This is a genomic window from Flexistipes sp., from assembly GCF_036172515.1.
In the GTDB taxonomy this organism is placed as follows: Bacteria; Chrysiogenota; Deferribacteres; order Deferribacterales; family Flexistipitaceae; genus Flexistipes.
This window is the reverse complement of sequence record NZ_JAXKVW010000014.1, coordinates 1-16315: the sequence shown is the minus strand read 5'-3', so window position 1 is coordinate 16315 and position 16315 is coordinate 1. Positions and strand designations below refer to the sequence as shown.

Annotated in this window: 14 protein-coding genes; 4 read left to right on the top strand and 10 right to left on the bottom strand. The window is 37.1% G+C overall.

What is annotated here, in order from left to right; all coding sequences use genetic code 11:
• Positions 1-627: 627 nt before the first annotated feature.
• From UMU13_RS09355 to mrtJ, 5 genes are all read right to left on the bottom strand, one after another.
• A complete protein-coding gene (locus tag UMU13_RS09355) occupies positions 628-1824 on the bottom strand; it encodes a type II secretion system F family protein (RefSeq protein WP_328218637.1) in 1197 nt (398 codons plus the stop codon).
• Positions 1824-3278, bottom strand: coding sequence for a GspE/PulE family protein (locus tag UMU13_RS09350; RefSeq protein ID WP_328218636.1), 1455 nt, complete (start codon positions 3276-3278; stop codon positions 1824-1826). The genes UMU13_RS09355 and UMU13_RS09350 overlap by 1 nt, the downstream gene beginning before the upstream one ends.
• A complete protein-coding gene (gspD, locus tag UMU13_RS09345) occupies positions 3278-5131 on the bottom strand; it encodes a type II secretion system secretin GspD (RefSeq protein WP_328218635.1) in 1854 nt (617 codons plus the stop codon). The genes UMU13_RS09350 and gspD overlap by 1 nt, the downstream gene beginning before the upstream one ends.
• A gap of 265 nt (positions 5132-5396) precedes the next feature.
• Positions 5397-6272 (bottom strand): PDZ domain-containing protein, encoded by an 876-nt coding sequence (locus tag UMU13_RS09340; protein ID WP_328218633.1) that lies wholly within the window; start codon positions 6270-6272, stop codon positions 5397-5399.
• 30 nt (positions 6273-6302) lie between these two features.
• Positions 6303-6743: a JDVT-CTERM system glutamic-type intramembrane protease MrtJ gene (gene mrtJ / locus UMU13_RS09335; RefSeq protein WP_328218632.1), complete on the bottom strand. Its 441-nt coding sequence runs from the start codon at positions 6741-6743 to the stop codon at positions 6303-6305.
• A 692-nt stretch (positions 6744-7435) separates the two neighbouring features.
• Here mrtJ and UMU13_RS09330 point away from each other — a divergent pair.
• From UMU13_RS09330 to UMU13_RS09315, 4 genes are all read left to right on the top strand, one after another.
• Positions 7436-8266 (top strand): hypothetical protein, encoded by an 831-nt coding sequence (locus UMU13_RS09330; protein ID WP_328218631.1) that lies wholly within the window; start codon positions 7436-7438, stop codon positions 8264-8266.
• 20 nt (positions 8267-8286) lie between these two features.
• Positions 8287-9351, top strand: a complete 1065-nt coding sequence (gene traF, locus UMU13_RS09325) for a conjugal transfer protein TraF (protein ID WP_328218630.1) — start codon at positions 8287-8289, stop codon at positions 9349-9351.
• A gap of 336 nt (positions 9352-9687) precedes the next feature.
• Positions 9688-9954: a hypothetical protein gene (locus tag UMU13_RS09320; protein ID WP_328218628.1), complete on the top strand. Its 267-nt coding sequence runs from the start codon at positions 9688-9690 to the stop codon at positions 9952-9954.
• On the top strand, positions 9929-10267 hold the full coding sequence (locus UMU13_RS09315) for a toxin-antitoxin system TumE family protein (protein WP_328218626.1): 339 nt from the start codon (positions 9929-9931) through the stop codon (positions 10265-10267). The genes UMU13_RS09320 and UMU13_RS09315 overlap by 26 nt, the downstream gene beginning before the upstream one ends.
• 235 nt (positions 10268-10502) lie before the next feature.
• Here UMU13_RS09315 and UMU13_RS09310 read toward each other — a convergent pair whose 3' ends face one another.
• The 5 genes from UMU13_RS09310 to UMU13_RS09290 form a co-directional block, all read right to left on the bottom strand.
• Positions 10503-11387: a transposase gene (locus tag UMU13_RS09310; RefSeq protein ID WP_328218625.1), complete on the bottom strand. Its 885-nt coding sequence runs from the start codon at positions 11385-11387 to the stop codon at positions 10503-10505.
• Between the two features lie 512 nt (positions 11388-11899).
• Entirely contained in the window at positions 11900-12988 is a 1089-nt protein-coding gene (gene darG, locus UMU13_RS09305; RefSeq protein WP_328218624.1) for a type II toxin-antitoxin system antitoxin DNA ADP-ribosyl glycohydrolase DarG, read from the bottom strand.
• 16 nt (positions 12989-13004) lie between these two features.
• Positions 13005-13643 (bottom strand): type II toxin-antitoxin system toxin DNA ADP-ribosyl transferase DarT, encoded by a 639-nt coding sequence (darT, locus tag UMU13_RS09300; protein ID WP_328218623.1) that lies wholly within the window; start codon positions 13641-13643, stop codon positions 13005-13007.
• A gap of 325 nt (positions 13644-13968) precedes the next feature.
• Positions 13969-14997: a hypothetical protein gene (locus UMU13_RS09295; RefSeq protein ID WP_328218622.1), complete on the bottom strand. Its 1029-nt coding sequence runs from the start codon at positions 14995-14997 to the stop codon at positions 13969-13971.
• Between the two features lie 78 nt (positions 14998-15075).
• A complete protein-coding gene (locus UMU13_RS09290; protein WP_442902146.1) occupies positions 15076-15981 on the bottom strand; it encodes an SUMF1/EgtB/PvdO family nonheme iron enzyme in 906 nt (301 codons plus the stop codon).
• Positions 15982-16315 lie beyond the last annotated feature (334 nt).

Here is a 16315-nt window from a genome sequence, read left to right as displayed (position 1 = left end):
TATTATTATATCATGCTGTTTATATGAAGTAAATCATGCAAAAATATTGGCAGCATTCTATTCTCAAACAGCCATTTGCTTACCAGCCCTAACCCCGCATATCTTAGGAGGGGAATCATTGTCTCCCCCTGGTTTAGAGGGGAGTAAAAGGGGGAACTTCTTTCAAACAGCAATATAGATCTCTCGACTCCGCTGCGCTTCGCTCGAGAAGACAGCTTGCACGTAGTTGTCACCTCGAGCAAAGCCGAGAGGTCTCTTTGCAATATAACAGTAGAGATCTCTCCACTCCGCTGCGCTCCGGTCGAGAGAATGCCTGCGGCTAACACCAGTCTTTTAGACTGGTAAATATGTGTAACATTCTATTTATCCGCCCAAGGCGGATGCTAGACAGTTTTATGTCACCTCGACCGAAGCGGAGAGGTCTCAACGATGAACGATGAACCTTGAACCTTGAACTAAACCTGGGGGAGAGTAAGAGGGGGTACATCTTGTCAAACAACATAAAAGATCTCTCGACTCCGCTGCGCTTCGCTCGAGAAGACAGCTTGCACGTAGTTGTCACCTCGACCGAAGCGGAGAGGTCTCAACGATGAACGCTGAACGTTGAACCTTGAACATTGAACTAACCTACTGAACAACCGTATTCAAATCGAAAAGAGGCCCCATAATGGACAGCACTATAAAACCGACAATGATACCGATAAAGACAATAAAAAGAGGCTCTATAAGGGAAATGAATGCAGAAGTGTATTTATCCACCCTCTTGCTGTAAAACTCACCTATTCTGTCCAGAATACTTGATAATTCACCTGATTTTTCCCCGGTTTTGACGGCCGCCACAAAAATTTCGGGGAAGATTTTTTTACTTTCGGCAGAACCGGAAAAACTTTTACCCGATTTTATATCTTCCACCACTTCATCAAGATTATTTTGCAAAAACTTGTTATTCAGCGTTTTGGAGCTAAGAGCTATTGCCTGGGTAAGAGTCAGCCCCTCAGCCAGCAGAAATGAAATCATATGGGAAAGTTTTCCCACCAGTGCTTCCCTGAAAAAATTTATAAAATAAACCTTTCTGTCCACTTTGACTCTGACGGATTCCTTCTTGCGATATATATACTGAATCAGAACACCGAGAAACAGGAAAAACAGAAGCACAAGAAAACCGTACTCCTTAATAAAATTACCGACAAATATCATCACCTGGGTGGAAGGAGGTATTTCCCTGTTCATAGATTCAAAAATATTATTCATTTTAGGCACAACATAGCTCAGCAGAAAACCGACAACTCCCAAACCGATAATCAGAACCGTCAGCGGGTAAACCAGAGCTGATTTTACCTTGTCAAAGGCCTTCTTGCGCTCTTCCTCATAAACGGCTATATCCATCAGAACATCGCTGAGTTTACCAACTTTTTCGGAGGCTTCTATCAATCTAATATGTATTTCGTCGAAATAATTGCTGTGTTTGTTGAGGGCTTCAGAAAAACGTTTACCTTCTGAAACAGCAGTGGAGATATCCAGCAGTATGCTTTTCACCTTCTGTTTTTTAATATTCTGGGCGACAATACGAAGTGCTTCCACCAGCGGAATACTGCTTTTTATAAGCATAGAAAGCTGGAAAAAAATATCGGCTACACTTATTGATCTGCCTAATTTAAACGAAAAACTGAATTTTTTCTTTGATTCACCGATTTCATTAACGGTGTAAGGGAATATTCCCGATGCCTTTAATTCGCTAAGCAGAGCATTCTTTGATGCCGATTCTACGGTATTTTTTACCTTTTTGCCTGTTTTATCCAGTGCTTCGTAGTAAAACGTAGGCATTATTCTATCCTGGTTGTGGCTAAAATTTCTTCAGGAGTTGTAATCCCTTCTCTAACCAGCTCCATTCCGCTGTAAAACATAGACTTAAAACCGCTTTTTTTAGCGGCTTCCCTTATATCGTAAGCTGCGGACTGTCTGTTTATAAGTTTTCTGATGGAATCGTTTATCTCCAGAAATTCAAATATAGCCAGTCTTCCTTTATAACCGGTGTCAAAACATTCCTGACAGCCTTTGCCTTTTTTGTACTCATTCAGATATATTCCTTCATTTTTTAATATTGAACCGAGATCATCATCAACTTTCACCGTTTCTGAACAGTGAGGACAGTTTTTTCTAACCAGCCTTTGTGCAGCAACCAGAGAAAGTGATGAAGATATAAGAAACGGCTCTATATCCATTTCAATAAGCCGGGCAACAGCAGAAGGAGCATCATTGGTATGCAGAGTGGAAAGCACAAGATGGCCAGTAAGTGAAGCCTGAACAGCTGTTTTGGCCGTCTCATCATCCCTGATTTCACCAACAAGTATCACATCGGGATCCTGTCGCAGAAACGACCTGATTGCACTCGCAAAATCAAGTCCGACAGTATTGTTAACCTGAACCTGGGTGATACCGTCCACATCGTATTCCACCGGATCTTCAATCGTCAGAATATTTCTTTCCTGCCTGTTCATAGCGAGAAGCGCAGCGTAGAGTGTTGTAGTTTTACCGCTTCCCGTGGGGCCTGTGACAAGAATGATTCCGTTAGGTTTATTTATATGCTCTTCAAAGCGTTTTACCCATTCTTCCGACATGCCCACAGAGTCAAGACTCAGCAGATTCTTGGATTTTTCAAGAATTCTTAAAACGACTTTTTCACCATAGATAGAAGGAATTACAGATACACGCATGTCGATGTTTCTATTACCGACTTTTACGTTTATTCTGCCGTCCTGAGGTCTTCTCCCTTCGGCCACATCAAGCATTGCCATAACTTTTATCCGGGCAACCACAGCTTCATGCAGCGATTTGGGGTATCTTTTAAACGTCCTCAGCTTACCGTCAATTCTAAATCTCGCCAGAAAGGTATTGGCTCTGGTCTCAAAGTGAATATCACTTGCTCCTGCCTTAACAGCACTGATAATTATCTGATTCACCAGTTTAATCACAGGTGCATCTTCATATGAAGCTGATAAAATATCACTTACATCTTCAAAATCCTCTTCACCGTCTTCAAACTCGGCAGAACTTTCTTCAAAGGTATCTTCAAGTTTTTCCAGAATAAAACTTTGATCCGTCTCCTGGAAATCCGCATTCAGATCAAGAGTGTTGGCAAACAGGAAGGCTTTTCTGTAACCGTCATCGTCACAGTAATATAATGTAATATTCTTACCTTCCTCATCAAAAATAGGTATAAAATTGCTTCTATCAGGAAATTTAAAATAGTACTCTTTAATCTCCTCAAAAGTTTTCATTAATACTCTTCCCTCAATTGCTGCTCTGTTTTGTTATCAAACTCCATGGCTTTGTTAAACTTTTGTTCCGTTAAATTTTCCGCCTGAGATTGAGTGGATATAATCTTGGCGGTTATAAATACCATCATATTGGTTTTTTGACTGGACTTTTCCTTGGATTTAAAAAGCCATCCGATTAACGGGATTTTTGAAAGCCCCGGCACCGCCGAATTAATCTCATCCGAATCGTCTTTTATCAGTCCGCTTATAACCAGCTTGCTGTTATTTCTCAGCTTCACTGTTGTATTTGTGCTTCTGGTGAGTGTAATGGGAGCCGGAGCATCAACTGAAGCATTTGAAATAACTTTTTTCACTTCCTGCTTAATGTCCAGGGTAATAGTGTTATTACTTGAAATATGGGGCTGAATATTCAACCTTATACCCACATCCCTGTAGTCATAGCTTTGAATGGGGTTATTGTTAGAGTCGAATTTCGTACTTGTGATAAACGGTCTGTTTTCACCGACAAAAATTTCAGCTTCCTCATTATCAAGGGTCAATATCTGGGGATTGGAAAGTATATTTATTCCGCTGGCACTTTTTACGAAATTAACCAGTGCCGTCAATGTGGGGAATTTTACACCTTCATATGTAATTACATTGCCGAGAACACCTGCGGTGAAACCTCCGGGCAGAGCCGCAAAATTGGGTGAATTGCCTTCCAAAACAGGCGCCATAAAACTGGTAGCAGCTCCGTCATTCAGATAACCCACTGAGCCGGCAAAATCGTCATTACCGCCGCCGGCCATCCACTCGACACCAAAGTTGCCGCCTTTCTCCAAAGTTGTCTCCATTATCAGTGCCTCTACATAAACCTGTTTGCGGGGCACATCTAATTTATCTATAAGTTTTTCGACCTTGTCGTACAATTCACTGTCACCCACCACTATTATTGAGTTGGTGGCTTTATCAGAGGCTACGTTGGACTTTACTACATTTTTTGTTTTTGGATCCTGTATAGAGCCGAGAAGCTGATTCAAAACCTTTTCAACATCGGCAGCTACCGCATTTTTCAGGTAAAATACTTTGGGAGATGCTGCAGCCTGGGCATCAGCTGAATCCAGCTTGGAAACAATGTATTCTATTTTCTTCATTCCGTTTTCATTTGCTGCGGCTATCAGAACATTGGACATATCGTCGGCAATTAACACAGGATCCATAGCCACCATTGACTGGGCTTTTAGCTGGTTAAAAAAATTCTTAATATTCTGCAAGACACTGGTGGCTGTGGTATTTTCTATCTGGATTGCCTTAATATTCATATTATTTGCCACATTTTTCAACGATTCGATAACACTGGTTATTTTATTCACTCTGTCTGAAGAGTCTCTGACAACCAGGGCATTAATACCTTTAACCGGCTGAACATGTCCCAACCGGGATTTCAATCTGGCAACGGAAGCCGCCACCTGAGTCAAATCAATCCCTTCAACAGTGATTACTGAGGTTACAAAATCTTTGGAGTCTTTATCCGGACTTTTAACAAACTTATCCGGATAGTCCTGAAGGTCTCTTTCCTGAAGAATCTGGATATAATCATCTTTGTTTACAGCATAGAGATTGTTCATGCTGAGAACTGTATAAAAAATCTCGATCAGATCTTTTTTGTTCATTTTAGCCTGAGAATCTATAGATATATTCCCTCGCAACATCCTTTCATCGTACACGATTGATTTGCCGGTAAATTCCCCAACAAACTGAACAAAATCTTTTAAAGAAACATTTTTAAGATTAACATTTATCTGAGCATTTGCCGCACTGCTCAACAAAAGGACAGTAATCGTAATAATTAACACATTGGAAAATTTTTTCATTGTCTCCTCCAAAATTTCATAAAATTAAAGCTATGTAACTAAGCAGACTATCATAAATATCTGGCATATAGATTTCTCCGCTCCGGTCGAAATGACAGCTTACACGTAATTGTCACCTCTCGCCCTGTTAAATGTTGCAAAGCAACCCGGCAAGCCGGATTTAACAGGGCAAGCAAAGCCGAGAGGTCTCTATCGTCAAACAACCTTTATCATCTCACATTTAACACTTAACATTTTACGTTTTACGTCTCACGCATTACGGATTTCACGATTCAACTTCTATAAACAGTGTCTTTTTCTGTCCGTTCCTCAGTATATCTATGGTCGCAGCAGTCAGATCATCAATCTTGCTGAAAAGTTCAAGCATCTTGTTCGGAGAATCCAGAGTTTGTCCGTTTATCTGCACAAGAATATCTCCTTTTTTAATCCCCACCTTTGTCAATGGCGAGGAATCAGCAAGCCTGCTTATTCTGTATCCAATGAAATTACCATTATCATAATGAGGAGATATAAAAACAGTTCGCAATATGCTGTTCATATCCTGCAGTTGATTGGTCAGATACCGCTTACTTATCGTATAATGCAAATCATTTTTTCCGCCCTTTTTCTGCCCCGCAACTTTATCAGCTGCCTCTCCGTTCAAGCCGGGTATATTCTGCTGCGGAAAAGCCAGACTGTATATATCCCCTTTGTATTTCAGATTAACACTGTCCGGGAAAACGTCCATCAGTTCCAGTCCCTTCTGAGGCACACCTTTCCTTAAAATTAATACATCACCTTCAAATTTTACAATGGCTAAATATGTACCATCTCCTGCCAAAAGTCCTAAAAGTTCACCTTCAAATTCTTCAGCAGATTTAGTGGGAGTCTCAGCCTTATTTGTGTTTGGTGACTGAACAGACGCATTCTTTGAAGCAGTATTTTCCGGTGCCAAACCGGTCTGCAAACTGAAAATATTATTTTCTACAACAATTTCTCTGTTGAAAACTTCATCGGCTAACTCTGAGTTTTTTATGCGATCAGGTATATTATCCAGGAGTGGCGGATGAAACCTGTAATCAATATATCCTGAAACAAAAACTGCAGCTCCGAATGCAAGAATTATCGAACAAACAATAAAATTAATCTTTGTATTTAGCATCTGCGAATATTAGCATAAAATTTTTTCAAATCAAATAATAAAAACGTTTAAATTATAAAATCCGTGCAAAAAAACAGGAAATATCAATTTTTGATGTCTATCATAGACTAAACCGAAAATCAATGAAGGGATAAAAACCATTAAAGCATGAGAAATTGGTGAATAAACAAGGTGAATAGATGCAAACAGCACAGAAGTAATGATATTCTGTACAGAGATAAAACTATCCGTGGTATTAAAAAATAAAGTTCTGTGCCCTTTGTCTTTTTTTTCTAATTTGTCTTTCAATATCCTCTGTATATTTCCTCTGAAAATCCACTCTTCCAGAATCGGAACAATAACAATAAAATAATAAAACTTGTTAATATTGAAAACAAAGTCATCAGCAAAGAAACAAAGTTTAAATGTGAAATAGATAACACCGCCCAAAAAACTATTAATAAAAACGAAATACTTTTTAGCAGTAAACATATAATTCCCCGGCTGATATTAAAACAAAAACAAATACATTGAAAGTTTATTTTTCATACCACCCCTAACCCCCTATCTGATGTGGGGTTAGGGGTGGTATGAAAATAGTTTTTGCCAATGAGACCTCTCGACTTCGCTCGAGGTGACATAAAACTGTCTAGCATCCGCCTTGGGCGGATAAATAGGATGTTACACATATTTACCAGTCTAAAAGACCGGTGCTAGCCGCAGGCATTCTTTCGACCGTAACCGAGTACATAAGAATTTATGTGCTCGGTGGAGCGGAGAAATCTCAGATGTTGTTTGACAAGAGATTCCTCTACTAAGCTTGCCCTGTTAAATCCGGCTTGCCGGGTTGCTTTGCAACATTCAACAGGGCGAGAGGTGGCAGGTTTCTACTTTTTGTCACCTCGACCGAAGTGGAGGGGGTCTCAACGATGAACCTTGAACGTTGAACATTGAACTAAACCTTGGGGAGAACCAGAGGGGGTACTTATTGTCAAACAAAAAATAGAGATCTCTCCGCTCCACTCCGTTCCGGTCGAGATGACAGCTTTTTGTCATCCCGAGCGAAGCCTAGGGATCTCCTGCCAATCAAATATATAATTACATCCAAAAGTTTCACAAAACAATTTGCACAAGAAAACATTTTAAAATATAATCAGTTAAGATAACAATTTCAGGAGGCTGCTATGAAAAAAATATTTTATTTGATTCTTCTACTCAGTATTTTTGTTTTTTACGGCTGCGGAGACAACAATCTGTTTGAGGGTTCAGCAGACAAAGATAGTTCAGAAGCCCAAAAAGTAGAACTTAAAAACGATTTGGATGATGGAAACTATGATTCCGTTATAAACGAACTCGAAAACCAGGATAATTTAGATGAAGAGGAGAGAATCCTTCTTGCATCAGCTTACCTGGGCAAAGCCGGTGTTGATTTCATAAATGCTCTTGAAATATCAGAACAAAGCAATGTTTCAAGTTTCGACACAATGTCTGCAATCTTAAGCTACCCAACATTGGATAATGATTCTATAGACACCAAGGAAAATCTTATAAATAAAGCATTAACTACCCTTGATCCGGATTATGAAAGTACCTCTCTTGCGGACTATAAAACAAAAACACTTTACGGTGCCACTCCTGAGAGGAAATTGAGTGCCACTAATCCTTCAGAAGATGAAGACCTACTCAAAGGAATTGCAGCAGCAATGGACACTTTGGTTATTATTGGGGATATCCTTTACAATGTAACGGATGAACCGGTGAAATTATCAAAAAATTATATCAATGACCTTTTTCCGCAGTACGAATCAGCTCTGACATCTTACAATATCCCTGATGCTACAATGACACGTTTAAACAAAAACCTCTCAGCATTAAACACAGCCGTTTATATACTCGCCGGAGAGAATTTTGATAGTATACGGGCAGACTTTGAAGATTTCAAAAACGATCTGGGCTATTCGGACAATCAAGTTACTGAAAGTGAGATAGAAAACTATATACTTAGCCTTAATTAACCCAAAGGAGGAGATTGATAATGAAGAAAATTTGTGCTTTCTTAATACTAATACTGCCAACATTTATTTATGCAGCTGAATACCCTTATTTTATGAAATCAACAAAAGCTCTCGGCATGGGTAATGCTCATTATACCATAAACAGCGATCAGTATTCAGCATTTTACAATCCGGCAGGTTTGGCTTTCAACAAGGACTCACGCGTAGACATACTTAATCCACAGTTTGACATGGGAAAAAACGCAATGGATTTTTACCGTGATGCCAAAGATACAGACTGGGAAAGTGAAAGTGAAATAGCAAAATTAATCAGGGACAATATTGGAGAATATCAACACGCCGGTGTAAGTTTATTTCCGGCATATTATAATAAAAATTTTATGATAGGCGTATTCGGCAATGCTCGGTTGAATGCAGTCCCCCGAAACAAAGTGTACCCAAATATCGAGACTGAGTTTTTTGTGGATAGAGGTATAACAGCCGGTTTTGCGGGAAAATTTTTAAACAACGATTCGTTGAGTTTAGGCGCAAACGTTAAATTGATAGAACGGGAATCCCTTGTTGAAACGTATACTGCAGCAGATCTGGCAAAAGACGATTTTGATCAGATCATTGAAGATGATTTAGAAAGCGGAACAGGTATTTTAGGTGATATTGGAGCAATCTATGAAATGAAGAGTTTGCCGATGAATCCGAGATTGGGAACAGCTGTTAACAATATTGGCTCCACCGATTTTGGTGATGCTAAAGATATGAAAACAACACTTACACTTTCAGCATCTATTTCACCTCAAATACTGTTTTTCGAATCAGATATAGTTATAGACTATGTGGATGTGACAAAAGCTTATGATCAGGATGACGACCTTGGCAAAAGAATTCATGTCGGCGCAGAACTACGCCCTACAAACCTTCAGTTTTTTGCTCTTAGGGCGGGGATCAACCAGGGTTATCCCACATTTGGTGCCAGCCTTGATTTCAATATTCTTAAAATAGATTACGCATATTATATAGAAGAAGTTGGAGCATATGCAGGTCAATGGGATGACGAACGGCATATGTTGCAGGTGACTTTGGGCTTTTAGATCTAAGAGCAAAAGTGTATCAAACAGCTATTTTCATACCACCTTTAACCCCCTATATCAGATAGGGGAACCGCACTCTCCCCCTACTTTTTTAGGGGGAGACACAGAGAAGGTACTTTTGACAACCGATATCCGAGATTTTTCCTCATCAGCTATCATAGATTCGACAACCAACATTCTTGTCACCTCGACCGAAGCGGAGAGGTCTCAACAATGAACCTTGAACGTTGAACTAAACTTTGGGATCAATTATTACCAAACATGTTAAATATCAGAATTGCATTAATTGATAATTGCAATATAATAGAATTATATAATCATAGCTGGAGAAATAAAATGATAGAACTGTCACAAAATAAAGCCAAAGACTATCTAAAAGCCGAGATTCTTTACGAATTGAATTTAACAAAAGAAAAACTCAAACTTTTTGAAAAGAAATACGGGAAATCCTTAGAAGAATTTGAGGCTCAATTAGAAGAAGAAAAAGAAAATTTTGAAAAATGGGATGATTACATCGAATGGAAGTCATATAAAAAGAATATGGATAATATTGAAAAAAGATTAATTGATATTGAGAATGAAAATATTAAAATTACTGGATAATTCCCCTGTCATTTATTCCTACGAAATTAAGGACTTCAAAACATTCTCAGACGGTTTTTATATAAAAACTGAAGCTGTGCTCAAAAACAAAACCCTTCTGTTTATCAGGGAATATTTTGATAATAATGAAAGAAAATACTCTTACCACTGGCAGGACGCAAACGGAAATCTAATAATGCGTTGGGATAATGCCCCTCATCACAATAATCTAAAAACTTTTCCACACCATATACATAAAGAAAACAAAATTTATGAAAACTACCACATTCACATTGAAGATGTTCTTGAAATAATCAAAAAGAATCTCTCATAAATCTATTTATGGTATTTGGCAAACCATACAGAAATCTGTCTTTCCGAGCTAATCCTCCCGAAGGTGAAGATTAAAATAAAGTACTTCTCTCAGCAGCTATGATAGATTCGACAACCAACATTCTTGTCACCTCGACCGAAGCGGAGAGGTCTCAACAATGAACCTTGAACGTTGAACATTGAATTAAAACTGGGGGAGATAAAGAGGGGGTACTTTTTATCAAACATAAAACAACTCAAATACTATTCAGCCGCCGTATGGAATATAAATTGTGCGTGAGATCAATGGGAATTTTGTGCGCTCTCCGTTCCTTTTTCGTTATTTTATCCTCAAAAGTTTTGTATGCATATTCTATGAAACCCTTTGAACCAATAACAAGCGTATCGGAAAAATATCTGATCCTGTGCTGCCATAAACTTATTTCCGGTCGGGAATCTTCTGAGATTCTCCCTTTTTCTGCACCTTGATAACTTTTCCTCTCAACTTTACCCACACCGTATATAAATGACACATAGTCTTCAATTCTATCAATCTCAGTGCCTTCAAAACTCAGGAAATCATCGTTTGACTTTGCCAATCTGTCTGAAAAACTGCACCATCTGTATTCTTCAGGCTTACTGCAGATATTTGCACGCACAGGGTTTAAATCAATGTAGGCAAGCATGTTCAAAAGACTTTCTCCACTTTCCACCAGTACACTCTTAAATCTGTCTCCCCAGAAATAGCCTTTTCGGTTGTTCCTTTTGTTGTACCATCTGGAAAACGTCATTTTTATCGATTTTACATACTCAGATATGTCAGTCAGCTTCTCTTTATATATTATTATTTCAGATTCCGTGATTTCATCCGAAATATTTTTATTGTGGCGGGATAATCGCTCTTTAAGTTCTACATTATCAATATCTTCCACGGATGAAGTTTTTACGAGAAGGTGAAAATGGTTGTCCATTATACAATAACCGATAATGTTTACAAAATACAATGAGTTGAACTGCTTTATAACAGAAAGAAGCTTTTCTTTTTCAACATCACCCAATAAAAACTCTCCGCCCACTGTCCGGGAAATCACATGGTAGTATCCAACATCGCCGTTAATTTTAAATCGCTTAGTCCTTGCCATTTCAACCCCTCAGTTTTTGCTTTTCTCCTCTCAATAACTATAAAAACTTATCCCTTCCCTCTTAATACTTAAATCTTAGCACTTAATACTATCATTTCAAGTATTATTTACCTGTCCCCTTTAACCCCTCATTATGGATACACTTTTGGATACACTTTCGGCTCCGGTTTTGATTGGATACACTTTTTGGATACATCTTCGAAAGCGGGGGCAAAAACTACTGTTTTTTACATACAAAGATGTCCAATGTTTTAAAATAAAAAATACAGCTTGGATAAATCATGAATTTATATAGAGAATTGTATTTTTGTCTAAACCCCTTCTCAGAAAGCTGGATTGTTGGTATATGGAACCACTTTTTTAAAGTAGGTGTCATTTTATTTTACAAGATGATTAGAGAAATTTAAAAAAAAATTAAGCATGGGATTCTGCATATCATATCTTGTACAATGTAATTCATTCAAAATATTTGCATTTGATGACGGTACTGTATTTCCAAGATAATATTGCTATCATCTTAATTTTTGTTTGCCATTGTCTTCTTGAACTTTGCTAATTTGATGATGATTGACCCAGCCCTTTTCGCATAAAATATTTACTGCTATTTCAATTTGTCGAATTGTGAATTGCTTTTTATGATTATTCCAACTATAAAAAATCTCAACCAATTTGTCAAAAGAGTTAGGCTTTTCTTTTATTATTATCCAGTGTACTGTCGTAAGTAATTCCAATCCATAAGAGGATTCAAAACCTTCAATCAAGTTAGCAACTTTCTCAAAATTTTTTCGTGTGTTAGGACATTCGTTTAAGAAATTCTTAGCATCTTCTACAGAACCGGGAACTAATTTAAGTTGCTTGTTTGGATTATCTCCCCCATCTCCATATCCAAAAATATAGTACCCTTCAATTGCTTTTAAAACGTGGCGTAAATTTTCAGCATAAGGGCCATAATGAGCTGCCTGGTATTTGAGTTTGAGTTGTTCTCCAGCTTCTTGCATAAGGTATAATAGCTTGTGTAACTCAATTAAAGTCATTAATGGATCGAGTAAACCTTTTTGATATCTATCTATTAATCCTATTAATGCAGCACGTCCGGCAGTCATATTAGGTAACTTTTTAGAATGTAATTTTTTATTTATTTTAGACTCTTTTGCTGGTTCATAAATTATGATACTGATATCTGTTAATTTAGACAACTTTTTTTCAATAAGCTGTTTAACATCTTGCCACTCAAGCCCTCCTAATCCACTTCCCAATGGAGGTAAAGCAATTGAACTTATGTTATATTTATTGATGGTTTCTACAAGTGAATCAATTCCCTTTTCGATATCTTCAATACGACTTTTCCCTTTCCAGTGTCTTTTAGTGGGGAAATTTATAATATATTTAGGTTTAGTAATAAAGTTAGTTTTAAATACAAACATCTGACCAGGCTGGACTTTACCATGTTTACAAGCATCAACATAAGCTTTAAAATTTTCAGGGAAGCTCTTTTTGAACTGGTAAGCTATACCTCTACCCATTACACCAACACAATTTACAGTATTAACTAATGCATCAGTTTGCTCCTCTAAAATGTTACCTTGTTTATATTCAATCATGGCTATCCTCTCTTTCTTAATAATACCATTCTTCTTTTATTGTAAGCAAGGTTTCTTGCATTTCAGCAGGTAATATTTCTAATATTTCTTGATAAATCTGAAGTGAGTAAACTCCAATACATTCAACCAGACAAAAAGGAAAACAATCTTCTATTAAAAATTCTGCTTGCTTGGTTTCTTTACAATTTTGCCAATATCTGGATTCTATAGCTTCCCAGTCAATTTTAGAAAGTTTATTTAAGTCGTTCATATCTTCGAAAAAAAATGAGCCTGCGTTTGTTGTTGTATAAGCCCATCGTTTATTGTTTTCCTCTGCCCATTCGACTGTCCTTTTTAAGTCAGCTTGTAAATGAATTATATAATCTTGACCGTTATTATAATTAAGCTCTGGATTATCACCTTTGTAAACTAAGTAAAGCATCACTGAACGTGGACAAAAATAAAATGGAACACAATCGCCAACGTGAAGATCTTCATGACTTTTTAACTTTAGTTTTCGCCGACGCTCTTTTATACTATTCAAGCCTATATTAGTACCTATAATAGGACTTTGAGATATTTTTTTATCACACCTTAAATAACCATCTTTGATAACTGAAGATAACTTATCTATATGAAGTATGTGATAAATTTTTGGTTTTTCGGGTACACTCATTATTATATTACCTTTTCATCCGCTTATTCTTTTGAAATGTTTAAATATGTTAAAAGAATTCTAAAATTGTTAGTTAAAAGATATAGTGATAAAAATTTGCTGTCAATCAATAAAAATTTCTGAAATCACCCCATTTTTCACAGACTTATGCCACGAGTAAACTTTTTTTAATAACAGGAATACCATCTATGATTTCACTTTCGCAATAATTTTTATCCAAAATTGCTGAAGAAAAGATAAAAAATCTTCCATCTTTTTATTTGCAATTTTCAGTGAAGCCATAACTGATAGATACCATTTGCAAAATATCGGGTGTAGGCGGTAATCACCAGATGTCTTCGTCATCAAAGCGGAAAGATCTATTTGTATCATAATAGGTTTTCTTTAACCATGCTCTGTCATTAGTCCAGTCTTCGATTGATACTGAAAAATCCCCCTGATTTTTACGAACTTTGCCTTTAGCTTTTTTGATACATTCACTGATGGTTTTTGCCATCCAATATAAGCGCTTTGAGGACTTGGGCTGACCCCAAAAATGAAATTCTTCCGGTGCAACCATATTATAGGTTTTTTTTAGAATTTCTTTTCTTTTCTCAAAAGGCACTCCATTTTTGCCTACATGATAACCGTTTAGACTAAGCAAACTTTCTTCGGAGGGATTATAATCTTTTTCTTTAGATTCATCGTCAATATTAATTGACGGCCATTTGAACTTCATCTTAAAAATTAATTCAAAAGCAATGGAATCCTTTACACAACAATCTAAATATTTCTGACCAAAGTCATAAATGTCCGTTTCTCCGATGAGTGATGCCAGAAACATTTCAACAGTATAGATCTTCAATTTTTTGCCGGATGATTTTGGCAGATGTTTTTTTAAAAATTGAACTTTATCATTGTCTTTTTCAATCACCAAAATTCCGCTTTCCATGAAATCATCCGAAATGAAAATTTTTAATTCAGATAGCACAACTTGCAGGTGTTTATGAATATCTCGGTTGTTGATTTTTATAGTGATACAAGGGAATCTATCTTGAGACCACTCAGCAATATTTGTTTTTTCAAGAATTTGTGGAAGAAGGGAAAACTGATTTGAAAGAGCACTGTGAAGTACTTTCGTATTTCTCAAAAATTTTGAATTCGCCTCAAAAATATTTGCTGGATATTCTTCGACAGCAAACATTACCAGATCATCAATGTTTTTGAGTCTTTGTGAAGCATATTTAAACAGCTGAGGCTTTTCATAGATGACCTGTTCAATGATACCCTTGTTATTCTTGACATTATACGGTGCTTCTATGATAATCTCCGGATCAATATCTATCAACTCCGACCATTCTTCAAAGGTATACATAAAAACTTCTTATAAACCTAACATAAATAATATTGTTGCTGTATGACTTTTTTCCTCAATAACAGATGCGCCTTATCTCTATTTAGCGGGGAGAGCAAGGCGGAAACCATGAAACATATACTTATCATAAGGATCCCCCGCTGATCGAGAAGTTGATCGCACTACTTCAGCTTGTTCAAAATGTATAGAATAATCGCCGCCACGCAGCACTCGTAAAGAGTAACTTGAAGATGAGGGACCTGTAGGATTATTACGGGGACTCTGTGCATAATAATCATCTTCATACCAGTCGCTCACCCACTCCCATACATTACCGCTCATATCATATATCCCAAGGTCATTAGGTTCCTTTTGACCTACAGGGTGTGGCCTGTCACCTGAATTGTCATCATACCAGGCCACTGCATCTACATTATTACCACCGGCATATTTTTGTCTTTTACCTCCACTCCGGGCCGCATACTCCCATTCTGCTTCTGTAGGCAAACGAAAGTTTTTACCACTTTGGGAGTTCAGCTCTTCTATAAAACCCTGAACACCATTCCAGCTAACATTTTCCACAGGATATCTGTCTCCATCATCAAAAAAAGAAGGATTGTATCCCATAATTTTTTCCCACTGCCCCTGAGTTACTTCATACTTACCTATATAAAAATCATCAATACACACCTCGTGTACAGGCTTTTCATCATCCTCACCACCATCGCCAAATATATCGCCCATCTGGTAGCAGCCGCCAAGCACATAAACCATGTGGAGTCCAGCTATTGATATGTTTTTATCAACAGCTTTCTTGTACCTTGCTTTAGCTTCATCAATGTGCCTGCTATCAGGATATTTTTCAATGAAGCTCTTTAAACTTTCAATATTACTTCCCATTTTTTCATATATTTTATCATCAAGTAAAATTTTAGCTTCATCAATGTGTCTGCTGTCAGGATATTTTTCAATGAAGCTCTTTAAACTTTCAACATCTTGGCTCATTTTAGAGTATGTTTTATCATGTATTAAAATTTTAGCTTGAGTAATATATTTGCTGTCAGGATATTCTTTAATAAAATTTTTTAAGCTTGCAATATCACTTTTACTATTGTTAAAAACTCTTGTCTCCTTGAAGAAAAGCAAGTCTGTTGTATACACACCAATGCCTAAAAAAATTAGAATAACAAAGCTTATTGTTGCTATTTTTATCTTCTTTTGATGTGGTACAAAAATAATGGACAAAAAATTAAGCACCTATTATACAAATAAGAGAGAGGTGCAAAATGACATCGAGACGCAGGAGTTATACTGCAGAATTTAAAGAATCTGCAGTAAG

Coding starts and splice junctions, on each gene's coding strand:
- UMU13_RS09330 (WP_328218631.1), top strand. CDS start 7,436: ATGAAAAAAATATTTTATTTGATTCTTCTACTCAGTATTTTTGTTTTT.
- UMU13_RS09355 (WP_328218637.1), bottom strand. CDS start 1,824: ATGCCTACGTTTTACTACGAAGCACTGGATAAAACAGGCAAAAAGGTA.
- gspD (WP_328218635.1), bottom strand. CDS start 5,131: ATGAAAAAATTTTCCAATGTGTTAATTATTACGATTACTGTCCTTTTG.
- UMU13_RS09340 (WP_328218633.1), bottom strand. CDS start 6,272: ATGCTAAATACAAAGATTAATTTTATTGTTTGTTCGATAATTCTTGCA.
- UMU13_RS09320 (WP_328218628.1), top strand. CDS start 9,688: ATGATAGAACTGTCACAAAATAAAGCCAAAGACTATCTAAAAGCCGAG.
- UMU13_RS09350 (WP_328218636.1), bottom strand. CDS start 3,278: ATGAAAACTTTTGAGGAGATTAAAGAGTACTATTTTAAATTTCCTGAT.
- UMU13_RS09310 (WP_328218625.1), bottom strand. CDS start 11,387: ATGGCAAGGACTAAGCGATTTAAAATTAACGGCGATGTTGGATACTAC.
- UMU13_RS09315 (WP_328218626.1), top strand. CDS start 9,929: ATGAAAATATTAAAATTACTGGATAATTCCCCTGTCATTTATTCCTAC.
- UMU13_RS09290 (WP_442902146.1), bottom strand. CDS start 15,981: ATGAGCCAAGATGTTGAAAGTTTAAAGAGCTTCATTGAAAAATATCCT.
- traF (WP_328218630.1), top strand. CDS start 8,287: ATGAAGAAAATTTGTGCTTTCTTAATACTAATACTGCCAACATTTATT.
- darT (WP_328218623.1), bottom strand. CDS start 13,643: ATGAGTGTACCCGAAAAACCAAAAATTTATCACATACTTCATATAGAT.
- darG (WP_328218624.1), bottom strand. CDS start 12,988: ATGATTGAATATAAACAAGGTAACATTTTAGAGGAGCAAACTGATGCA.
- mrtJ (WP_328218632.1), bottom strand. CDS start 6,743: ATGTTTACTGCTAAAAAGTATTTCGTTTTTATTAATAGTTTTTTGGGC.
- UMU13_RS09295 (WP_328218622.1), bottom strand. CDS start 14,997: ATGTATACCTTTGAAGAATGGTCGGAGTTGATAGATATTGATCCGGAG.